This window comes from Actinospica acidithermotolerans (assembly GCF_018139625.1).
GTDB classification, from domain to species: Bacteria; Actinomycetota; Actinomycetes; order Streptomycetales; family Catenulisporaceae; genus Actinospica; species Actinospica acidithermotolerans.
The window spans coordinates 1-17,937 of the sequence record NZ_JAGSOH010000060.1 but is presented as its reverse complement, the minus strand read 5'-3'; the positions used below and the strand labels follow the sequence as shown (position 1 = coordinate 17,937).

Below are 17,937 nucleotides of genomic sequence, written 5' to 3'. Positions count from 1 at the left end.
CGGGACGATAGTCCTTCCCATGCCGAGTATCGAGATCCCGGACCTGAGCGAGGACACGTACGAGGCACTCGAGCGGCTGGCCTTCGCCGCCGGGCAGAGCGTCTCGCAGTACGTCCGCGCCCTGGTGCTGCGCGAGACCCGGCACCACCTCCCCGGCGTGCCCGCCTACTCCGGCCTCAACGAGTCGCTCGCCGCCCAGAGCACCCGGGCGCGCCGCACCCAGCACGCCTTCAGCGAGTCCCCGGCCGACTCGCGCGATTCCCGCGAGCGCTGGCGCGACCTGTAACCGCGTCAGAGCGGCGTTCGCTCTTTCGTTCGCCCCGGCGCGACACCGCAAGACAGCTGTGAAACAGTGTCGTCGATGAGTACCGAGATAGCGCCCACGTCGCCCGCGTTCGAGACCGGGAAGCCCTGGTGGCGCGGCGAGGTGTGGAGCGCGCTGCTGCTGGGCGCGCTGTCCATGGTCGCCGGGGTCCTGGTAGCCGTGATCTGGCGCGCGATCGCGCCGACGGTGCAGGGCGTGGTGAGCATCTCGAACGGAGAGAAGTCCGCCTACTACGCGAACGCCGAGACCAAGGGCTTCGTCGGCCAGGACGGCACCTTCGGCATCTGCGCCGCCGTCGCCGGCATCCTGCTCGCGATCGTCGCCTTCACCTGGTTCCGCCGCCGCGGCCCCGTCGGCGCCGCCCTCGCCCTCGCCGGAGCCGGCATCGGCGCCGCCTACTTCGCCGCCTGGTTCGGCACCTGGCTCGGCCCCGGCCGCGGCTCCATCGTCAAGGCGGCGGAGAACATCCCCAACAACGGCACCTTCGACCTCCCGCTGCAACTGAGCGCGACCGGCGTCATCTGGCTCTGGCCGGCTGTCGCCGTCGGCCTGTACTTCCTGCTGATGCTCATCTTCGGCCCGGCCGACCCCGAGCCGCAGCAGCCGGAGTCCTTCCCCGGCTGGGCCGACCCGGTCGACCTGACCGCGCCAGGTCCGGAGGACCCGGCGGCGCGGTGACGCGGCGTCCGGCGAGCGGCCGTCGCGGCGGCCGGTAATCTTGCGGCCGTGGCGAAGAACGGCAAGGCGGCGAACAGGACAGCGGGCGCGGGCACCCCGGCGACGGTGGCGCTGACGAAGGCCGGCGTCCCCTTCGAGACGCACAGCTACGAGCACGACCCCGCCAACGGCAACTTCGGCACCGAGGCCGCCGAAGCGATGGGCGTCGTCCCCGAGCGCGTCTTCAAAACCCTGCTCGCCGACGTCGACGGCAAGCTGACGGTCGCCGTGGTCCCGGTCTCCGGCTCCCTCGACCTCAAGGCCCTGGCCACCGCGGTAGGCGGCAAGAAGGCCGCCATGGCCGACCCCGCCGCCGCCGAACGCTCCACCGGCTACGTCCTCGGCGGCATCTCGCCGCTGGGCCAGCGCAAGCAGTTGCGCACCGTCGTCGACGACTCGGCGCTCGAGCACGAGGCCGTCTACTGCTCCGGCGGCCGCCGCGGCTTCGAGATCGAGCTCGCCCCGGCGGACCTGGTCCGGCTCACGGCCGCGGTGACGGCGCCGATCGGGCGGGGCTAGGGCGACATCACCGGCGGAGTCGTTCGCGTCGGTCGCGGTTCCAGCGCGGTCGTCGTTCGTCAGCTACCGGCCCCGCCTACCGACTAAAGCGACCTCAGTCCCGCTTCAGCAGGTCCACCGCCGGCAGGGAGCGCAGCTCCTGGATCAGCAGGGCCTCGCGGCGGAGCAGGGCCTGCTCGCGGCGCAGGCGGGTGGCGGTGTCGGCGGCGGCGAGGAGGGAGTGCTTCTCGCGGACGTCGATGATCATGGTGGCGGCGATCAGGTACGAGAGCACCGTCGCGTCGTCGGGGAGCTGGGGGAGCGGGCCCACCCGCACGCCGCGCAGGCCGGAGAGGGCGCGCTGGTAGGCGAGGAACTGGGCGGTGGCGGGGGTGCGCAGGGAGTCGGCGTCCTCGCCGGGGACGTCGTCGAGGAACTCGACCTCGCCGGTGGGGTACGGGGCGCCGGCCAGGTCGGCGGAGAGCACGCGGAAGCGCTCCACTCCCGTCGTGACCAGCGAGTACGAGCCGTCGTCGGCGGCGTCGACGGCGGAGATCTGGGCGGAGCAGCCGTACTCGTAGACGCTGCGGACGCTGCCTTCGCCGACCTCTCGGCCGTCCTTGATGGCGACGACGCCGAAGCGCTGGTCCGCGCCCTCGGGCAGCGCCTGCAGGTCCTCGACCAGCTGGCGGTACCTGGGTTCGAAGACGCGGAGCGGCATGACCACTCCGGGGAAGAGCACCGAGCCGAGCGGGAACAGGGGCAGCGTCGTCGGCATGCCCATAGCGTAAGGCGTGCGGAGCCGGGAATCCGCACGGCTCGGCGAACCCCTTCGGGCCGCGGCGCCGACGCCTCGCTCACCATATGGATATCCGCGCAAGCAGCGGGTGAGAGGCATCTACACTGGTTGTGTGATCAACCGTATCGATTTGCGTGGAATGGACCTGCGTTCGGCGAACCTCGACGTGCGCACGCTGGTGCCGCGGGCCGAGTTCGACATCGAGGCGGCCGTCGAGACCGTCCGGCCGATCTGCGAAGACGTCCGCCATCGCGGCGAGGCGGCGCTGATCGAATACGGCGAGCGGTTCGACGGCGTGCGGCTGCGCTCGCTGCGGGTGTCCGCGGACGCCATCGCGCAGGCGCTGACCGGGCTCGACCCGCAGATCAGGGCCGCGCTCGAGGAGTCCATCCGGCGCGCCCGCAAGGTGCACACCGACCAGAAGCGGCGCGACGTGCAGACGGTCGTGGTGCCCGGCGGAATGGTCACGGAGCGCTGGGTGCCGATCCGGCGCGCGGGCCTGTACGTGCCCGGCGGCCTCGCGGTGCTGCCCTCCTCGGTGGTGATGAACGTGATCCCGGCGCAGGTCGCGGGCGTGGAGCAGATCGCGGTCGCCTCGCCGCCGCAGCGCGAGTTCGGCGGCCTGCCGCACCCGACGATCCTGGCGGCGTGCGCGCTGCTCGGCGTCGAGGAGGTCTACGCGGTCGGCGGCGCGCAGGCGATCGCCATGTTCGCGTACGGGTCGGGGCCGGGCGAGACCGGCTGCCGCCCGGTCGACATCGTCACCGGGCCGGGAAACATCTACGTCGCCGCGGCCAAGCGGCTGCTCAAGGGGCGGATCGGCATCGACACCGAGGCCGGCCCGACCGAGATCGCGATCCTCGCCGACCTGTCCGCCGACCCGGGCCACGTCGCGGCCGACCTGATCAGCCAGGCCGAGCACGACCCGATGGCCGCGGCCGTGCTGGTCACCGACTCGCCCGCGCTGATCGAGGCCGTCGACCTGGAGCTGGAGAACCGGGTCGCGGCGACCAAGCACCGGGAGCGGATCACCCAGGCGCTCGGCGGCCGGCAGTCCGCGCTGATCCTGGTGGACGACCTGGAGGCGGGCCTGGCCGTGGTGGACGGCTACGCGGCCGAGCACCTGGAGATCCAGACCTCGAACGCCCGCGTCTGGGCCGGACGGGTGCGCAACGCCGGCGCCATCTTCGTCGGCCCCTACTCGCCGGTCTCGCTCGGCGACTACTGCGCCGGCTCCAACCACGTGCTGCCCACCGGCGGCTGCGCCTGCCACAGCTCCGGCCTGTCGGTGCAGAGCTTCCTCAAGGGCATCCACATCGTGGAGTACAACGAGCCCGCGCTGGCCGAGGTCGCGCCGCACGTCGTCACCCTCGCGAACGCCGAGGACCTGCCCGCGCACGGCGAGGCCGTGCTCGCCCGCCGCCAGCCGGAGCAGCCTGCTCCGGCCGCGGCCCGGCCGGAGGCCGCCGACGCCGTCGAGCCTCCGCGCACCGACCCCGTCGACCAGCCCCTGGAGGACTGAGTGTCCGAGCCCGTGCTCACCTGGCGGGACCTGCCGATCCGGGACGACCTGCGCGGCCTGTCGCCCTACGGCGCGCCGCAGCTGGACGTGCCGTACCTGCTGAACACGAACGAGAACCCGTACCCGCCGTCCGCCGCGCTGGTGGCCGACCTCGCCGAGGCCGCCGCGCACGCCGCCGCCGGGGCGAACCGCTACCCGGACCGGGACGCCGAGGAGCTGCGCAAGGACCTCGCCCAGTACCTCGGGCACGGCCTGGTCGGCGGGAACCTGTGGGCCGCCAACGGGTCGAACGAGATCATCCAGCAGATCCTGCAGTGCTTCGGCGGCTCCGGCCGCAGCGCGCTGGGCTTCGAGCCCTCCTACTCGATGCACCGGCTGATCGCGCTGGCCACCGGGACGACCTGGATCTCCGAGCCGCGCTCGGCCGACTTCACGCTGGACCCGGCCGCCGCGGCGGCCGCGATCGAGCGCCACCGGCCGGACATCGTGTTCCTCACCTCGCCGAACAACCCGACCGGCACCGCCGCGCCGATGGAGCTGGTCGAGGCCGTCGTCGATGCGGCGCCCGGCATGGTCGTGATCGACGAGGCGTACGCCGAGTTCTTCCGGCCGGGCACGCCCTCCGCGCTCACGCTGCTCCCGGGCCGCCCGCGGCTGATCGTGACCCGCACCATGTCGAAGGCCTTCGCCATGGCCGGCGCGCGGATCGGCTACCTCGCCGCCGACCCGGCCGTGATCGACGCGCTGCTGCTGGTGCGCCTGCCGTACCACCTGTCCGCGTTCACCCAGGCCGTCGCGCGCACTGCGCTCGCGCACACCGCCGAGCTGCTCGGGACGGTCGACGCGGTGAAGGCCCAGCGCGACCGGATCGTCGCGGAGCTGACCGCGCTCGGCCTGGACGTCGTCCCCTCCGACGCGAACTTCGTCGCGTTCGGGGACTTCCCGGACGCCCACGCGGTCTGGCAGGCGCTGCTGGACCGGGGGGTGCTCGTCCGCGAGGGACTGCTGCCCAATAAGCTGCGCGTGACGGCGGGCACCGTCGAAGAGACCACCGCGTTCCTGGATGGCCTCCGGGAGATCTTGACCGAGGAGAATTCGTGAGCGAGACCCGTCACCGGCGTTACGGCCGGGTCGCCCGGACCACGAAGGAGTCCAGCGTCCTGGTCGAGGTCGACCTCGACGGCACCGGCGTCGCGGACATCGACACGGGCGTCGGCTTCTACGACCACATGCTCGCCCAGCTGGCCAAGCACGGCCTGTTCGACCTGCTCGTGAAGACCACCGGCGACCTGCACGTGGACTCGCACCACACGGTCGAGGACACCGCGCTCGCGCTCGGCGGCGCCTTCCGGGAGGCCTTGGGGGACAAGGCCGGGATCCGCCGCTTCGCCAACGCGTCCGTGCCGCTGGACGAGACGCTGGCCGAGGCCGTCGTCGACCTGTCCGGCCGGCCGTACCTGGTGCACGAGGAGCCCGAGCGGATGGCGCCGATGATCGGGGCGTACGACACGACCCTGACCCGGCACATCTTCGAGTCCTTCATCGCCCAGGCCCAGATCTGCCTGCACGTGCGCGTGCCCTACGGGCGCAACGCGCACCACATCGTCGAAGCCCAGTTCAAGGCGGTGGCGCGGGCGCTGCGGGACGCCTGCGCGCTCGACCCGAGGGTGACCGGCGTCCCGTCCACGAAGGGTGTCCTGTGACCAACAGCTACAGCGCGGCGCTGCTCATTCTGCTCGGTCTGTTCCTGCTCGGCGGGGTGATCTCGTTCGTCAAGCAGGGGCTGCCGAAGACCGTCATCGGGATGCTCGCGGTGTGCAGTGCGCTCGCCATCGCCTCCGGTGTCATGAGGTGGAAATGACGACGGTCGCGATCCTCGACTACGGCTCAGGCAACATCCGCTCGGCCGAACGAGCGGTGGCCCGGCACGGCGTGGACGTCACCGTGACCTCCGACTTCGACACCTGCGTCAACGCGGACGGGCTGTTCGTGCCCGGCGTCGGCGCCTACGCGGCCTGCATGGAGGGGCTTCGCGGGGTGCTCGGCCACCGGATCATCGGGCGCCGGCTGGCCGGCGGGCGACCGGTCATCGGCGTCTGCGTCGGCATGCAGATCCTGTTCGAGCGCGGCATCGAGCACGGCGTGGAGACCGAGGGCTGCGGCGAGTGGCCGGGGACGATCGCCCGGCTCGAGGCGCCCGTCGTGCCGCACATGGGCTGGAACTCGGTGACCGTCCCCGAGGACAGCACCATGTTCGCAGGGCTCGACGAAGGCACCCGGTTCTACTTCGTGCACTCCTACGCGGCGCAGGAGTGGCACCTGAACGACACCGGCGCGCTGGCCACGCCGAAGGTCGCCTGGTGCGACTACGGCGCGCGGCCGTTCGTCGCCGCCGTGGAGAACGGCCCGCTGTGGGCCGCCCAGTTCCACCCGGAGAAGTCCGGCGACGCGGGCGCCCAGCTGCTCGCCAACTGGATCAAGACGCTCTGACACCCAGATTCAGCCTGATTTAGCGAAGGAACCCCCGGCATGTCGAAGCTCGAACTCCTGCCCGCCGTGGACGTCGAGGGCGGAGCGGCGGTCCGGCTGGTGCGCGGCGAGGCGGGCACCGCCACGTCGTACGGCGCGCCCCTGGAGGCCGCGCTGGCCTGGCAGTCCGCGGGAGCCGAGTGGGTGCACCTGGTCGACCTCGACGCCGCCTTCGGACGCGGCTCCAACCGGGAGCTGCTCGCCTCCGTCGTCGCCGCGCTGGACGTCAAGGTCGAGCTGTCCGGCGGCATCAGGGACGACGAGTCGCTGCGCGCGGCCCTCGCCACCGGCTGCACCCGGGTCAACCTGGGCACCGCGGCGATGGAGCAGCCCGAGTGGGTCGCCAAGGCCATCGCCGAGTACGGCGACCGGATCGCGGTGGGCCTGGACTGCAAGCTGGAGGACGGCTCCTGGCGGCTGCGCGGCCGCGGCTGGACCACCGACGGCGGCGAGCTGTTCGAGGCGATGGCCCGGCTCGACGCGGAGGGCTGCGCGCGCTACGTCATCACCGACGTGAACAAGGACGGCATGCTGGCCGGGCCGAACGTGCAGCTCTACCGCGAGGTGTGCGCGGCCACCGACCGGCCGGTGGTGGCCAGCGGCGGCGTGTCAAGCCTCGACGATCTCAGGGCGCTCGCCGGGCTCGTGCCGCTGGGCGTCGAGGGGGCTATCGTGGGCAAGGCGCTGTACGCGGGCGCGTTCACCCTCGAGCAGGCCTTGGAGGCTGTGTCCCGTTGAGTGTGGTTCGTATCGCGTCGGGCGGTCCCTGGGAGGACGCCTTCGGTTACAGCCGGGCCGTGATCGCCGGCCCCAACGCCTACGTCTCCGGCTGCACCGCGGTCGAGGACGGCGTGGTGCACCACGAGGGCGATCCCTTTCAGCAGGCGATCAAGGCCTTCGGCATCGCGCTGGCCGCGCTCAAGCAGGGCGGTTTCGGCCTGGAGCACGTCGTGCGCACCCGGATGTACGTCACGCACACGCGCGACATGGCGCCGGTCGGCCGTGCGCACAAGGAGCTGTTCGACGCGGTGCGCCCGGCGGCCACGATGGTCGTCGTGTCCAAGCTGATCGACCCGCAGATGCTGGTCGAAGTCGAGATCGACGCCTACCGGGACGGATCGACATGACCCTGGCTGTTCGCGTCATCCCCTGCCTCGACGTGGACGCCGGCCGCGTGGTCAAGGGCGTGAACTTCGCCGACCTGCGCGACGCGGGCGACCCGGTCGAGCTGGCCCGCGCCTACGACGCCGCCGGGGCGGACGAGCTGACCTTCCTGGACGTCACCGCCTCGAGCGGGGACCGCGAGACGACCTACGACCTGGTCCGCCGCACGGCCGAGCAGGTCTTCATCCCGCTGACCGTCGGCGGGGGAGTGCGCACCCCGGACGACGTGGACCGGCTGCTGCGCGCGGGCGCCGACAAGGTGGGCGTGAACACCGCCGCCATCGCGCGTCCCGAGCTGATCTCCGAGATCGCGCACCGCTTCGGCAGCCAGGTCCTGGTGCTCTCGGCCGACGTGCGCCGCTGCCCCGAGGGCGTGAGCACCGGGTCGGGCTTCGAGGTCACCACGCACGGCGGGCGCACCTCGACGGGCATCGACGCCGTCGAGTGGACCGCCCGGGCCGCCGAGCTCGGCGCCGGCGAGATCCTGCTGAACTCGATGGACGCCGACGGCACCAAGGACGGCTACGACCTGGAGCTGATCCGGCTGGTGCGCGCCGAGGTGAGGATCCCGGTGATCGCCTCGGGCGGCGCCGGCCGGGTCGAGGACTTCGCCCCGGCCGTGGCCGCGGGCGCGGACGCGGTGCTGGCCGCGTCGGTCTTCCACTTCGGCGATCTGAGCATCGGTCAGGTCAAGGACGCCCTGCGCGAGGCCGGCCACCCGGTGCGCTGAGTCACGCCCGGACGCGCTTGACGCCCCTGATCCCACGGCATATGTTGCGGTAGCCAAGCCGTTCAGCATTATGCATAGCGTTCACGTATGTGAACAATGGGAGGCGTCATGAGCGCACCGAAGATCACCGATGTCGTCGTGACTCCGGTGGCGGTACTCGACCCGCCGCTGCTCAACGCCTCGGGCGTGCACGAGCCCTACCAGCTTCGCGCCGTCATCGAGCTGCGCACGGACGAGGGCGTGGTCGGCCTGTCCGAGGCGTACGGCGACACCCCGACGCTGAACAACCTGCGCAAGGCCGCGCCCTCGCTCATCGGGCTGAGTGTGTTCGACCTCAATGGCCTGACGCAGCGTGTCGCGGTCACGCTCGCCGGGGTGACGCCGAGTACGCTCACCGACCTGGTCGGCAAGGCCTCGCTGCAGAAGACGGTCGGCCAGGCGATCGGCGCTTTCGAAGTGGCCTGCTTCGACGCGCAGGGCAAGGCGACCGGCCTGCGCGTGTGCGACCTGCTCGGCGGGGCGGTCCGCGAGGAGGTGCCGTACAGCGCGTACCTGTTCTACCGCTGGGCCAAGCACCCGGCCGGCGCCACCGGCCCCGACTACGAGGACGACGACTGGGGCGACGCGCTCGACCCGGCCGGCATCGTCGCGCAGGCTCAGCGCATGGTCGACACCTACGGCTTCGCCTCGCTCAAGCTCAAGGGCGGCGTGTTCGACCCGGATGCCGAGGCCGACGCGATCGAGGCGCTGCGCGCCGCGTTCCCCGGCCACCCGCTGCGGCTGGATCCGAACGCGAACTGGTCGGTCGAGACCTCCAAGCGCATCGCGAAGCGGCTCGAAGGCCTGCTGGAGTACCTGGAGGACCCGACCGGCGGCAACCCCGGGATGGGCGAGGTCGCCAGGGCCACGTCGCTCCCGCTGGCGACCAACATGTGCGTCACCGCGTTCCAGGAGATCCCCGAGGCGGTGGCCCTGGACTCGGTCAGGGTCGTGCTCTCCGACCACCACTACTGGGGCGGCTTCCGCGCCTCGCTGAAGCTCGCGGGGATCTGCGAGACCTTCGGCTGGGGGTTGTCGATGCACTCAAACACGCACCTGGGCATCTCGCTCGCCGCGATGACGCACCTGGCCGCGGCCGTGCCGAACCTGAACTACGCCTGCGACACGCATTCCCCGTGGACCCGCGAGGACGTCGTGCGTCCCGGCGCCCTCGAATGGAACACCGCGACCGGCTCGCTCCTCGTGCCGGGCGGCGCGGGCCTCGGCGTCGAACTGGACTACGACGCCCTCGAAAGGCTCAACCGCCAGTACGAGGACTGCGGCGTCCGGGTGCGCGACGACGCCTCCGCGATGCGGCTGGCCGAGCCAGGTTGGGAGCTGCGCACACCGCGCTTCTGACGGCTGAGAGGGGATGTTTCGAGCCCCTTTACCTCCCGCCCTCACGGTCGAATCACGGCCGCGATCAGATCTCTGCGAACGCGATTGCGGCCGAGAGAGCGGATGGGAGCAGGGCGATGGAGACTGGGCAGCTGGCGACGGCGTCGTTCTACGAGCGGATCGGCGGCGGTCCCGCGCTGCAACTGGCGGTGGGCGAGTTCTACGAACTCGTGCTCGCCGACGAGGAGCTCAAGGGCTTCTTCGCCGAGACGGACCTGGCGCAGCTGAAGAAGCACCAGGCGGCGCTGCTCGCCAGCGTCCTGGGCGGCCCGAGCGCGTACGCGGGCCGGGACATGGTCGACGCGCACGCCGGACTGGGGATCACGGAGCGCCAGTTCCTGCTGGTGCGCGACTACCTCCTCTCGGTGCTGTGGAAATTGCACGTCCCGGTGGACATCATCGACGCGGTGACCTCGACGGTCCTGTCGCTCAAGGGGTCCATCGTCACGGCGTAGCCCGCCGCCCCGGGGCCGGCCTCGCGCCGGCCCCGCCTCATGCGGCTGACAAATATTGACATCTGTCATTCCAAAGTCCAAGCTTGAGCCAACGCATACGACGAGGGGATGACGATGATCACTCGCACGTTGGGGACGGGCGCCGCCGCGGTCGAGTCCGGGGCGCTCGGGCTCGGGCTGATGGGCATGTCCGGGATGTACGGGCCCGCGGAGGAGGCCGAGTCCATCGCGACGATCGAGGCCGCCGTCGCCGCCGGGATGGTGCTGCTGGACACCGGCGACTTCTACGGCATGGGGCACAACGAGATGCTGCTCGGCCGCGCGCTGCGGCAGCTGGGGATCCCGCGCGAATCCGTGCGGATCTCGGTGAAGTTCGGCGCCCAGCGCGGTCCGGACGGCGCCTGGCTCGGCTACGACGCGCGGCCGGCCGCCGTGAAGACCGCGCTCGCCTACACGCTCAACCGGCTCGGCGTCGAGTACATCGACGTCTACCGGCCCGCGCGGCTCGACCCGAAGGTGCCGATCGAGGAGACGGTCGGCGCGATCTCGGAGCTCACCGAGGCAGGCTACGTGCGCCATGTCGGCCTTTCCGAGGTCGGCGCCGAGACGATCCGCCGGGCGCACGCCGTGCACCCGGTCACCGACCTGCAGATCGAGTACTCGCTCATCTCGCGCGGCCCGGAGGCCTCGATCCTGCCGACGACGCGCGAGTTGGGGATCGGTATCACCGCGTACGGGGTGCTCTCCCGGGGCCTGATCAGCGGCCACTGGAGCGCCGAGCGGGCCGGGGCGGTCGGCGACTTCCGCAATTCCAGCCCGCGCTTCCAGGGCGAGAACCTGGCGCACAACCTCTCGCTCGTCGAGGAGCTGCGCTCGATCGCCGAGGCCAAGGGCGCGAGCGTCGCGCAGATCGCGATCGCGTGGGTCTCGGCCCAGGGCGAGGACATCGTGCCGCTGATCGGCGCCCGCCGCCGGGACCGGCTCGCCGAGGCGCTAGGCTCGCTCGACGTGCAGCTCACGGCGGCCGACCTGGAGCAGATCGAGAAGGCGATCCCGAAGGACGCGGCGGCCGGCGACCGGTACGCGACCGAGCAGATGCGGTCACTCGACAGCGAGAGGTAGACGGATGATGGCGGCGGAGCCGCTCACGCGGGAGCAGGTTCTCGCGGCGGCCGAGGAGGCGCTGCGGCGGTACGGTCCGACCAAGATGAACGTGGTCGACGTCGCCCAGGCCCTCGGTGTCTCGCACGGCTCCGTCTACCGCCATTTCCCGACGAAGGCGGCGCTGCGGGCCGCGGTCGTGCGCAAGGGCCTGGAGAAGAAGGCCGCCCAGCTGCTGCCGATCGCGGAGGAGTCCGGTCCCGCCGCGGACCGGCTCCACCGCTGGCTGCTGGCCCTGATCGAGTTCAAGCAGCGCCTCGCCCGCGAGGACCCGGAGCTGTTCGGCGCCCATGCCGTGGTGGACAAGGACGACGCGGCCCTCGTCCGCGAGCATGTCGGGGTGCTGACCGGCCAGATCGCCCGGATCCTCGAGGACGGGGTCGACTCAGGCGAGTTCCGCGGCTCGGCCCTCGAGGGCAGCGCACTCGCGATCTGGCACGCCACGACGCGCTTCCACCACCCGGCCCACCGGTACGAGTGGACCGACCCGAAGATCGGCGAGGACTTCGAGCGTGTCTGGACGCTGATCCTCGACGGCCTCACCTAGCCGCGTCCCCCAGCATCGCCGGGTCCGCGGCGCCCGCCACGCATGCTCGCGGCGTTGCAGGGACGGTTGCAGACGACCGAGTATGCGCCTGCCCCTGCGCCTTGCGAGCGTGCGCGTCCGACGCCGCGGCCTGATCCGACGTTTGCAGACGACCGAGTATGCGCCTGGCCCTGCGCCTTGCGAGCGCGCGCGTCAGACGCCGCGGCCTGATCCGACGCCCCGCTGGAAGGCACCGCCTGGCTCGGGGGCGCTTCAGAGTTGGCTCAGGGCCTTGATCGCGGTGAGGTCGCTCGCCGAAGCGATTCCGGCGTGGTAGAGCCGCAGTTCGTCCGCCCCGGCCGCGCGGACCTGCTCGGCCCAGTCGACGATCCCCGCGCTGTCGCAGCCCATGCCGCCCACGATGTTCAGCGTCGCGGCGAGCGGCTGCGGGGTTCCCGCCTTGGCGAGCGCGTCGGCGTACGCGTGCAGGGCGACGAGCGCGGCATCGGAACGCACGCCGCCGCACTGCAGCACCGCGCCGAAGGTTCCGTCCGGCACCGCACCCGGGTTCGCGCCGGCCGCCAGCGCGTCGGGCGAGGTGTGCAGCAGGATCGGGAGATCGGCGCGCGTGGCGCGTACCGCGGCGATGACCTCGGCCTGGTAGGTGGAGGCGAGCTTCACGCGCAGGATCGAGACGGCTTCCAGCAGATCGGCCGGCAGCGTGGCGGTCTCGGCGACGCCGAGGAAGACCGGGGCGAGTGCGGCCCGGACCACGTCCCGCAGCCCGTCGAGACCGGCGTCCGCATAAGAAGCCGTGCATGCCGCGCAGAAGCACAGGTTCAGCAGGAACTTCGTCGCCGAGTCGAACGCCATGCCGCCGGTCTTGTCGTGCGCGTGCAGGTGGTCGTAGCCGTACCAGCCGCAGGATTCGAGCTCGATGCCGTCGATGTGGGGCTGACCCGCCACCTCCGAAGCAAGCAGCGCGGAGTACGTGCGCACCTCGGGCGAGTTTATGCACAGCGCCCACGCGTACGGATCACCGAACGCGTTGACGACCGCGTGCTCGTGGTGCATCGTCCCGAGCCGCTGGTTGTGCGCGAGGATCGTCCACGCGTAGACCTTCAGGCCGGCGGACTGCAGCGCCTTCGCGCCCGCCGTGAACGACCCGGGCGCCCACGCCGCCTCGGCCGGGCGCAGCAGCGAGTCCTCCCAGTGCGCGCTGTCCGGATGGTAGTAGACGGCCGAATGGGTGGCTGTGACGACCTTTCGGGTCGGGTGACGCGGGCTCAGTGCTCTGACCGTGTGATACGCGGCGGCCAACGTCACCCGGTCGGCGCCCAGATCCGCGATGCGGTCGGCGCAATCCGGGTCGCCCGCGACGTCCCACGGATAGAGATTGACCCCGAGGCCTCTCATCTGAGTGCCGCCCTCGTGCGGTCGAGCAGCGCGAGGAGTTCGGCCACGTGCTCGGGGGCCGGTTCGGTCAGCGGTGCGCGCACCGCTCCGACCTCGTGGCCGGCGGCGCGCGTCGCCGCCTTCACCAACGAGACGGCGTATCCGGGCCGCTTGTGGCGCAACTGCACGTACGGACGGAAGAACACGTCAATGAGTGTATCCACGGTCTTCTGCTCTCCGGCGTCGATCGCGCGGTGGAAGGCGAGCGCGATATCGGGGGCGAAGCAGAAGACGGCCGACGAATACAGCGGAACGCCGACGGCGCGGTACGCGAGCTGCGTCATCTCGGCGGTCGGCATCCCGTTGAAGAACAGGAACCCGGACTCGCCCGCGGTGCGCACCGCGCTGACGATCCGCAGCATCAGGTCCAGATCGCCGCGGCCGTCCTTGAAGCCGACGATGTTCGGCACCTGCGCCAGCTCGGCGACCGTCTCCGGCGCGAAGACCGTCGTGTCGCGCTGGTAGAGGATCAGGTCGAGGTCCGTGGACGCGGCCAGCGCGGTGTAATGCCGGAGCAGGCCGTCCTGCCCGCCGTCCGCGCTGTACGGCGGCAGGACAAGGAGTCCGTCCGCTCCCGCGTTCGCCGCCGCCCGCGCGTACTCCTTCGCCAGCGTCGTGCCGTACCCGCAGCCGCCGATCACCGGCACGCGCGAGCCCACGGCCTCGGCCGCGGTGCGCACGCACAGCTCGTACTCCTGCGGCGCGAGGGCCGGGAACTCGCCGGTGCCGCACGCCGCGAACACCGCGCCGGGTCCGTCGGCGAGCCGCGCCTCGACGTGCTCGCGGTACACGCCGGGAGCGAACCGGCCCTCCGCGTCGAAGGCGGTGACGGGGAAGAACAGCAGGCCGTCGAGGCGGCGGGGGCTGGCGTTCGGCGGCACGGGGCTGATCCCTTCGGGAGTGTTCACAACCGTGAACACGGTGCAGTATGATGAACCTGTGGGAACCCTAGAACGGCGAACAGAGCACGTCAAGGCGGCCGAGGCGCCGGGCGCGAGCGCCGCCGTGAAGTCGGCGGACCGGACGATCGAGCTGCTCGAACTGCTCGCACGCACCAGTGAACCGCTGACGCTCAGCGAAATCCAGCGGGAGCTCGCGTACCCGAAATCCAGCCTCTTCGTGCTGCTGCGCACGCTCGTGGCCCGCGGCTGGGTGGAGACCGACCGACGCGGCACCGGCTACTCCATCGGCGTGCGCGCACTGCTGGTCGGCACCTCGTACCTGGACCGCGACCCGGTGATCCGCGCCGCGACGCGGGTGCTGGAGGACCTGCGCGCCGAGGTCAACGAGACCGTGCACCTGGCCCGGCTCGACGGTGCCGACATCGTCTACCTCGCCAGCCGCGAGTCGGCCCACCAGCTGCGGCTGACCTCCCGCGTCGGCCGGCGGCTGCCCGCGCACGCCACCTCGCTCGGCAAGGCCGTGCTCGCGCACCGTACCGACGAGGAGGTCGACGCGCTGCTCCCGGCCGAACTCGTCGCCGTCACCCCGAAGACGATCACCGACCGCGCGGCGCTGTTCGCCGACCTCGCTGAGACCCGCGAACGCGGGTACTCGATCGAGCGCGGCGAGAACACGGCGGGCCTCGGCTGCTTCGCCGCGACGCTCGACTACAAGCACCCGGCGGTCGAGGCGATCAGCTGCTCCGTGCCCAACGCGCGCCTAGCCGACGCCGATCACGCCGCGCACGTCGCCGAAGCGGTCGTCCGGCACGCAGCGGAACTCGGCGCGATGCTGCGCACCGCGGCATGACGGGCCCGAGGGCAGCACGGCCTTCGCGCCGCCCGACCGCCGCGCCGCCTGACCACCTCCCCGCCTGACCACCTCACCCGAGAAGGAGCGAGACGTGTCCACGATCCTCATCACCGGTGCCGCGGGCGGCGTCGGCGGAATCCTGCGGCCGCGCCTCGCCCGGCCCGGCCGTACCCTGCGCCTGCTCGATCTCGCCGAGATCACCCCGGCCGCCGGCGAGGAGGTGATCCAGGGATCCGTCACGGACCCGGACATCATGCTCGAGGCATGCCAGGGCGTCGACGCCGTCATCCACCTCGGCGGGATATCGGGGGAGGCGCCCTGGGAGCGCATCCTCGACGTCAACATCAACGGCACGTACACGCTCTTCGAGGCCGCCCGCCGCGCCGGCGTCCCGCGCGTCGTGTTCGCCTCCTCGAACCACGCCGTCGGCTTCCACTCGCCGGACGACTTCCCGATCCGGGAGGACGTGACCGCGCTGCCGGACACGTACTACGGCGTCTCGAAGGTCGCCGGGGAGGCCCTCGGCGCGCTCTACGCCAAGCGCTACGGGATGGACGTGATCAGCATCCGCATCCTGAGCTGCTTCCCCGAACCGCGCGCGCTGCGGTCGCTGTCCACCTGGCTCTCCCCGGACGACGCCGGCCGGCTGTTCGAGGCCTGCCTTACGGCCGAGAAGCCCGGCTACCGGGTCGTCTACGGCGTCTCCGAGAACACCCGCGGCGGCTGGGTCTCGCTCGACGGCGCCCGCGAACTCGGCTACGAGTCGCACGACGACGCCGAGGTCTACCACGACAAGCTCGTCGCCGAGTTCGGCCCGATCGACACGACGGACTTCGCCTTCAAGCACCTCGGCGGCCCCTTCTGCTCGCCGGAATTCGACGCCGACAACCTGTAGACGCCGACAACCTGTAGACGCCGCCCACATCCGCAAAGGACCACTGATGACTGCTGCTGCTGAGCTGGAACTGATCCAGGGCTACGACCCGCGCACCGGCGAGCCCGCGGGCTCGCCCGTACCGGCGACGCCGACCGGCGACGTGGACCGGCTCGTCGCCGCCGCACAGGCCGCGTTCCCGGCGTGGCGGGGCTTCGACCGCGCGGCGGCCCTGGACGCCGTCGCCGCGATCCTCGACGAGCACGTCGACGAGCTCGTCGCCCTCGCCGACCGGGAGACCGCGCTCGGCGTGCCCCGGCTGACCGGCGAGGTGGCGCGCACGACCGGGCAGCTGCGCCTGTTCGGGCAGGTGCTGCGCGACCGGACGTACGAGGACACGATCGTCGAGCACGCCGAGGGCCCGCGCCCAGACCTGCGCCGCGTCAACCGCCCGCTCGGCCCCGTCGCCGTGTTCGCCGCCTCCAACTTCCCGTTCGCCTTCTCCGTCGCCGGCGGCGACACCGCCTCCGCGCTCGCCGCGGGCTGCCCGGTGATCGTCAAGGCGCACGAGGCGCACCCGCACACCTCGCTGCGCACCGCGGAGCTCGTCAGGCAGGCGCTGGCCGGCATCGGCGCGCCCGACGGCGTGTTCGGCATCGTCTTCGGCTTCGCCGCGGGCGTGCACCTGGTCCAGCACCCGGCCGTCACCGGCGTCGGCTTCACCGGCTCCACCCGCGGCGGCCTCGCCCTCGCCAAGCTGTGCGCGGACCGGCCGACCCCGATCCCGTTCTACGGCGAGCTCGGCTCCGTCAACCCGGTCTTCGTGCTCCCCGGCGCGGTGGCCAAGCGCGCGAGCGAGATCGCGGGCGGCTACGCGGGCTCGCTCACTCAGGGTTCCGGCCAGTTCTGCACCAACCCCGGCATCATGTTCGTCCCCGAGGACGAGGTTCTGCTCCAGACCATCGCCGAGGCCGTCTCCGGCACCGTCGGCGCGCCGATGCTCGCCGAGCGCATCCACTCCGGCCTCGTCGCAGGTCTCGACGACCTCGCGAGGGTCCCCGGGGTGCGCCTGCTCGCCGAGGGCAAGCCCGGCGACGGCCCCTGGGCCCCCACCCCCGCCGTCTACGTGGTGAGCGAGCAGGACTTCCGCGCCAACGCCGAGCGCCTCCGCGAGGAGCACTTCGGCCCCGTCGGCCTGATCATCACCTACCCCGCCGACCAGACCCCTGCGCCCGCGGGCGTCGGCGACGGCCACCTCACCTCCACCATCCACCTCGACCCCGACAACGCCTCCGACGTCGCCGCCGCCCGCGACCTGCTGCCCCAATTGGAGCGCATCGCCGGCCGCATCGTCTTCAACGGCTGGCCCACCGGCGTCGCCGTAACCCACGCCCAGCACCACGGCGGCCCGTTCCCGGCCACCACCGCCCCCGCCCACACCTCGGTGGGCGCCACCGCCATCCGCCGCTGGCTCGTCCCGGTCGTCTACCAGGACGCCCCTGCCGAGCTGCTGCCGGAGACGCTGCGGGACTAGTTCCCCTTAGGGGCAGGGCCGATCACATGCCGCGGTATGTGGCCGGCCCTGCGTCCGTGACCCGGGCCGGGGCCGGGGCCGCGTCGGGTCTACACCCCCAGATCAGCCCGATGCAGCCGCTCCACCGCCGCCGCGTCCCCGTGCAGTTCGACCTTCGCCGCGTCCTTGCGGCCATAGCAGAACATGGTCAGTTCGCCGGCGGTGCCGGTGACGGTGACCATCTGGGGAGTGGCGGCCTTGGCGACGACGGTCAGCTGCTGGGGGGCGCGGACGAGGGTCACGCCCACCGGGACCTTGCGGAAGAGCAGCTTCACGCCGGCGCGGAGGCGGCGCCAGATCTCGTCGTCGAGTTCGGGGTCGAGCTCGCGCGGCTTCCAGTCGGGGGTGGCGCGGCGGACGTCTTCGAGGTGGACGAAGAACTCGATGGTGTTCGCGGCGTCGGCGACGGAGTCGATG

At 72.0% G+C, this 17,937-nt stretch carries 22 protein-coding genes; 18 read left to right on the top strand and 4 right to left on the bottom strand.

Annotated elements, in window-relative coordinates; all coding sequences use genetic code 11:
- Positions 1-19: 19 nt before the first annotated feature.
- The 3 genes from KDK95_RS19865 (at position 20) to ybaK (ending at position 1,561) form a co-directional block, all read left to right on the top strand.
- Positions 20-286, top strand: a complete 267-nt coding sequence (locus tag KDK95_RS19865; protein ID WP_212519715.1) for a hypothetical protein — start codon at positions 20-22, stop codon at positions 284-286.
- 75 nt (positions 287-361) lie between these two features.
- Positions 362-1,003, top strand: coding sequence for a DUF2567 domain-containing protein (locus KDK95_RS19860; protein WP_212519714.1), 642 nt, complete (start codon positions 362-364; stop codon positions 1,001-1,003).
- 48 nt (positions 1,004-1,051) lie between these two features.
- A complete protein-coding gene (gene ybaK / locus KDK95_RS19855) occupies positions 1,052-1,561 on the top strand; it encodes a Cys-tRNA(Pro) deacylase (protein WP_212519713.1) in 510 nt (169 codons plus the stop codon).
- Positions 1,562-1,655: 94 nt separating this feature from the next.
- Here ybaK and KDK95_RS19850 read toward each other — a convergent pair whose 3' ends face one another.
- Positions 1,656-2,318 carry an LON peptidase substrate-binding domain-containing protein gene (locus KDK95_RS19850; RefSeq protein ID WP_212519712.1) on the bottom strand — a complete coding sequence of 221 codons (663 nt, stop codon included), beginning with the start codon at positions 2,316-2,318 and terminating at the stop codon, positions 1,656-1,658.
- A gap of 133 nt (positions 2,319-2,451) precedes the next feature.
- On the opposite strand from KDK95_RS19850, the gene hisD reads away from it, so the two are divergent.
- The 12 genes from hisD (at position 2,452) to KDK95_RS19790 (ending at position 11,884) form a co-directional block, all read left to right on the top strand.
- Complete coding sequence (hisD, locus tag KDK95_RS19845) at positions 2,452-3,861, top strand: histidinol dehydrogenase (protein WP_212519711.1); 1,410 nt, start codon at positions 2,452-2,454, stop codon at positions 3,859-3,861.
- Entirely contained in the window at positions 3,862-4,962 is a 1,101-nt protein-coding gene (locus KDK95_RS19840) for a histidinol-phosphate transaminase (RefSeq protein ID WP_307844484.1), read from the top strand.
- Positions 4,959-5,564 carry an imidazoleglycerol-phosphate dehydratase HisB gene (hisB, locus tag KDK95_RS19835; RefSeq protein WP_212519710.1) on the top strand — a complete coding sequence of 202 codons (606 nt, stop codon included), beginning with the start codon at positions 4,959-4,961 and terminating at the stop codon, positions 5,562-5,564. Before KDK95_RS19840 ends, hisB begins: the two co-directional genes overlap by 4 nt.
- Positions 5,561-5,722 (top strand): CG2302 family histidine operon protein, encoded by a 162-nt coding sequence (locus KDK95_RS19830; RefSeq protein ID WP_212519709.1) that lies wholly within the window; start codon positions 5,561-5,563, stop codon positions 5,720-5,722. The genes hisB and KDK95_RS19830 overlap by 4 nt, the downstream gene beginning before the upstream one ends.
- Complete coding sequence (gene hisH, locus KDK95_RS19825) at positions 5,719-6,351, top strand: imidazole glycerol phosphate synthase subunit HisH (protein WP_249161563.1); 633 nt, start codon at positions 5,719-5,721, stop codon at positions 6,349-6,351. The genes KDK95_RS19830 and hisH overlap by 4 nt, the downstream gene beginning before the upstream one ends.
- Before the next feature lie 39 nt (positions 6,352-6,390).
- Entirely contained in the window at positions 6,391-7,128 is a 738-nt protein-coding gene (priA, locus tag KDK95_RS19820; protein WP_212519707.1) for a bifunctional 1-(5-phosphoribosyl)-5-((5-phosphoribosylamino)methylideneamino)imidazole-4-carboxamide isomerase/phosphoribosylanthranilate isomerase PriA, read from the top strand.
- The gene (locus KDK95_RS19815; protein ID WP_212519706.1) at positions 7,125-7,517 is read left to right on the top strand and encodes a RidA family protein; all 393 of its coding nucleotides are present in this window, start codon (positions 7,125-7,127) and stop codon (positions 7,515-7,517) included. Before priA ends, KDK95_RS19815 begins: the two co-directional genes overlap by 4 nt.
- Positions 7,514-8,284 carry an imidazole glycerol phosphate synthase subunit HisF gene (gene hisF, locus KDK95_RS19810; protein WP_212519705.1) on the top strand — a complete coding sequence of 257 codons (771 nt, stop codon included), beginning with the start codon at positions 7,514-7,516 and terminating at the stop codon, positions 8,282-8,284. The genes KDK95_RS19815 and hisF overlap by 4 nt, the downstream gene beginning before the upstream one ends.
- A gap of 108 nt (positions 8,285-8,392) precedes the next feature.
- Positions 8,393-9,682 carry a glucarate dehydratase family protein gene (locus tag KDK95_RS19805; protein WP_212519704.1) on the top strand — a complete coding sequence of 430 codons (1,290 nt, stop codon included), beginning with the start codon at positions 8,393-8,395 and terminating at the stop codon, positions 9,680-9,682.
- Between the two features lie 116 nt (positions 9,683-9,798).
- Entirely contained in the window at positions 9,799-10,176 is a 378-nt protein-coding gene (locus KDK95_RS19800; RefSeq protein ID WP_212519703.1) for a group I truncated hemoglobin, read from the top strand.
- A 114-nt stretch (positions 10,177-10,290) separates the two neighbouring features.
- Positions 10,291-11,298, top strand: a complete 1,008-nt coding sequence (locus KDK95_RS19795; protein ID WP_372463359.1) for an aldo/keto reductase — start codon at positions 10,291-10,293, stop codon at positions 11,296-11,298.
- 4 nt (positions 11,299-11,302) lie between these two features.
- A complete protein-coding gene (locus tag KDK95_RS19790; RefSeq protein WP_212519701.1) occupies positions 11,303-11,884 on the top strand; it encodes a TetR/AcrR family transcriptional regulator in 582 nt (193 codons plus the stop codon).
- Between the two features lie 252 nt (positions 11,885-12,136).
- Here KDK95_RS19790 and KDK95_RS19785 read toward each other — a convergent pair whose 3' ends face one another.
- Both KDK95_RS19785 and KDK95_RS19780 read right to left on the bottom strand, forming a co-directional pair.
- A complete protein-coding gene (locus tag KDK95_RS19785; protein WP_212519700.1) occupies positions 12,137-13,279 on the bottom strand; it encodes a hypothetical protein in 1,143 nt (380 codons plus the stop codon).
- The gene (locus KDK95_RS19780; RefSeq protein ID WP_307844483.1) at positions 13,276-14,238 is read right to left on the bottom strand and encodes a 5-dehydro-4-deoxyglucarate dehydratase; all 963 of its coding nucleotides are present in this window, start codon (positions 14,236-14,238) and stop codon (positions 13,276-13,278) included. The genes KDK95_RS19785 and KDK95_RS19780 overlap by 4 nt, the downstream gene beginning before the upstream one ends.
- Positions 14,239-14,257: 19 nt before the next feature.
- Here KDK95_RS19780 and KDK95_RS19775 point away from each other — a divergent pair, with 19 nt between their 5' ends.
- From KDK95_RS19775 to KDK95_RS19765, 3 genes are all read left to right on the top strand, one after another.
- Positions 14,258-15,070 carry an IclR family transcriptional regulator gene (locus tag KDK95_RS19775; protein ID WP_212519699.1) on the top strand — a complete coding sequence of 271 codons (813 nt, stop codon included), beginning with the start codon at positions 14,258-14,260 and terminating at the stop codon, positions 15,068-15,070.
- Positions 15,071-15,164: 94 nt separating this feature from the next.
- Positions 15,165-15,968, top strand: a complete 804-nt coding sequence (locus KDK95_RS19770) for an NAD-dependent epimerase/dehydratase family protein (protein ID WP_212519698.1) — start codon at positions 15,165-15,167, stop codon at positions 15,966-15,968.
- Between the two features lie 46 nt (positions 15,969-16,014).
- On the top strand, positions 16,015-17,481 hold the full coding sequence (locus tag KDK95_RS19765) for an aldehyde dehydrogenase (NADP(+)) (RefSeq protein ID WP_212519697.1): 1,467 nt from the start codon (positions 16,015-16,017) through the stop codon (positions 17,479-17,481).
- An 89-nt stretch (positions 17,482-17,570) separates the two neighbouring features.
- Here KDK95_RS19765 and KDK95_RS19760 read toward each other — a convergent pair.
- The coding region (locus KDK95_RS19760) for a maleylpyruvate isomerase family mycothiol-dependent enzyme (protein WP_212519696.1) at positions 17,571-17,937 on the bottom strand (367 nt) is incomplete at its 5' end.

Bases quoted from the DNA above. Each gene is read 5' to 3' on its own strand.
- hisF (WP_212519705.1), top strand. From the start codon at position 7,514: ATGACCCTGGCTGTTCGCGTCATCCCCTGCCTCGACGTGGACGCCGGC.
- KDK95_RS19795 (WP_372463359.1), top strand. From the start codon at position 10,291: ATGATCACTCGCACGTTGGGGACGGGCGCCGCCGCGGTCGAGTCCGGG.
- KDK95_RS19800 (WP_212519703.1), top strand. From the start codon at position 9,799: ATGGAGACTGGGCAGCTGGCGACGGCGTCGTTCTACGAGCGGATCGGC.
- KDK95_RS19805 (WP_212519704.1), top strand. From the start codon at position 8,393: ATGAGCGCACCGAAGATCACCGATGTCGTCGTGACTCCGGTGGCGGTA.
- KDK95_RS19765 (WP_212519697.1), top strand. From the start codon at position 16,015: ATGACTGCTGCTGCTGAGCTGGAACTGATCCAGGGCTACGACCCGCGC.
- KDK95_RS19860 (WP_212519714.1), top strand. From the start codon at position 362: ATGAGTACCGAGATAGCGCCCACGTCGCCCGCGTTCGAGACCGGGAAG.
- KDK95_RS19790 (WP_212519701.1), top strand. From the start codon at position 11,303: ATGATGGCGGCGGAGCCGCTCACGCGGGAGCAGGTTCTCGCGGCGGCC.
- KDK95_RS19850 (WP_212519712.1), bottom strand. From the start codon at position 2,318: ATGCCGACGACGCTGCCCCTGTTCCCGCTCGGCTCGGTGCTCTTCCCC.
- KDK95_RS19865 (WP_212519715.1), top strand. From the start codon at position 20: ATGCCGAGTATCGAGATCCCGGACCTGAGCGAGGACACGTACGAGGCA.
- hisH (WP_249161563.1), top strand. From the start codon at position 5,719: ATGACGACGGTCGCGATCCTCGACTACGGCTCAGGCAACATCCGCTCG.
- priA (WP_212519707.1), top strand. From the start codon at position 6,391: ATGTCGAAGCTCGAACTCCTGCCCGCCGTGGACGTCGAGGGCGGAGCG.
- KDK95_RS19785 (WP_212519700.1), bottom strand. From the start codon at position 13,279: ATGAGAGGCCTCGGGGTCAATCTCTATCCGTGGGACGTCGCGGGCGAC.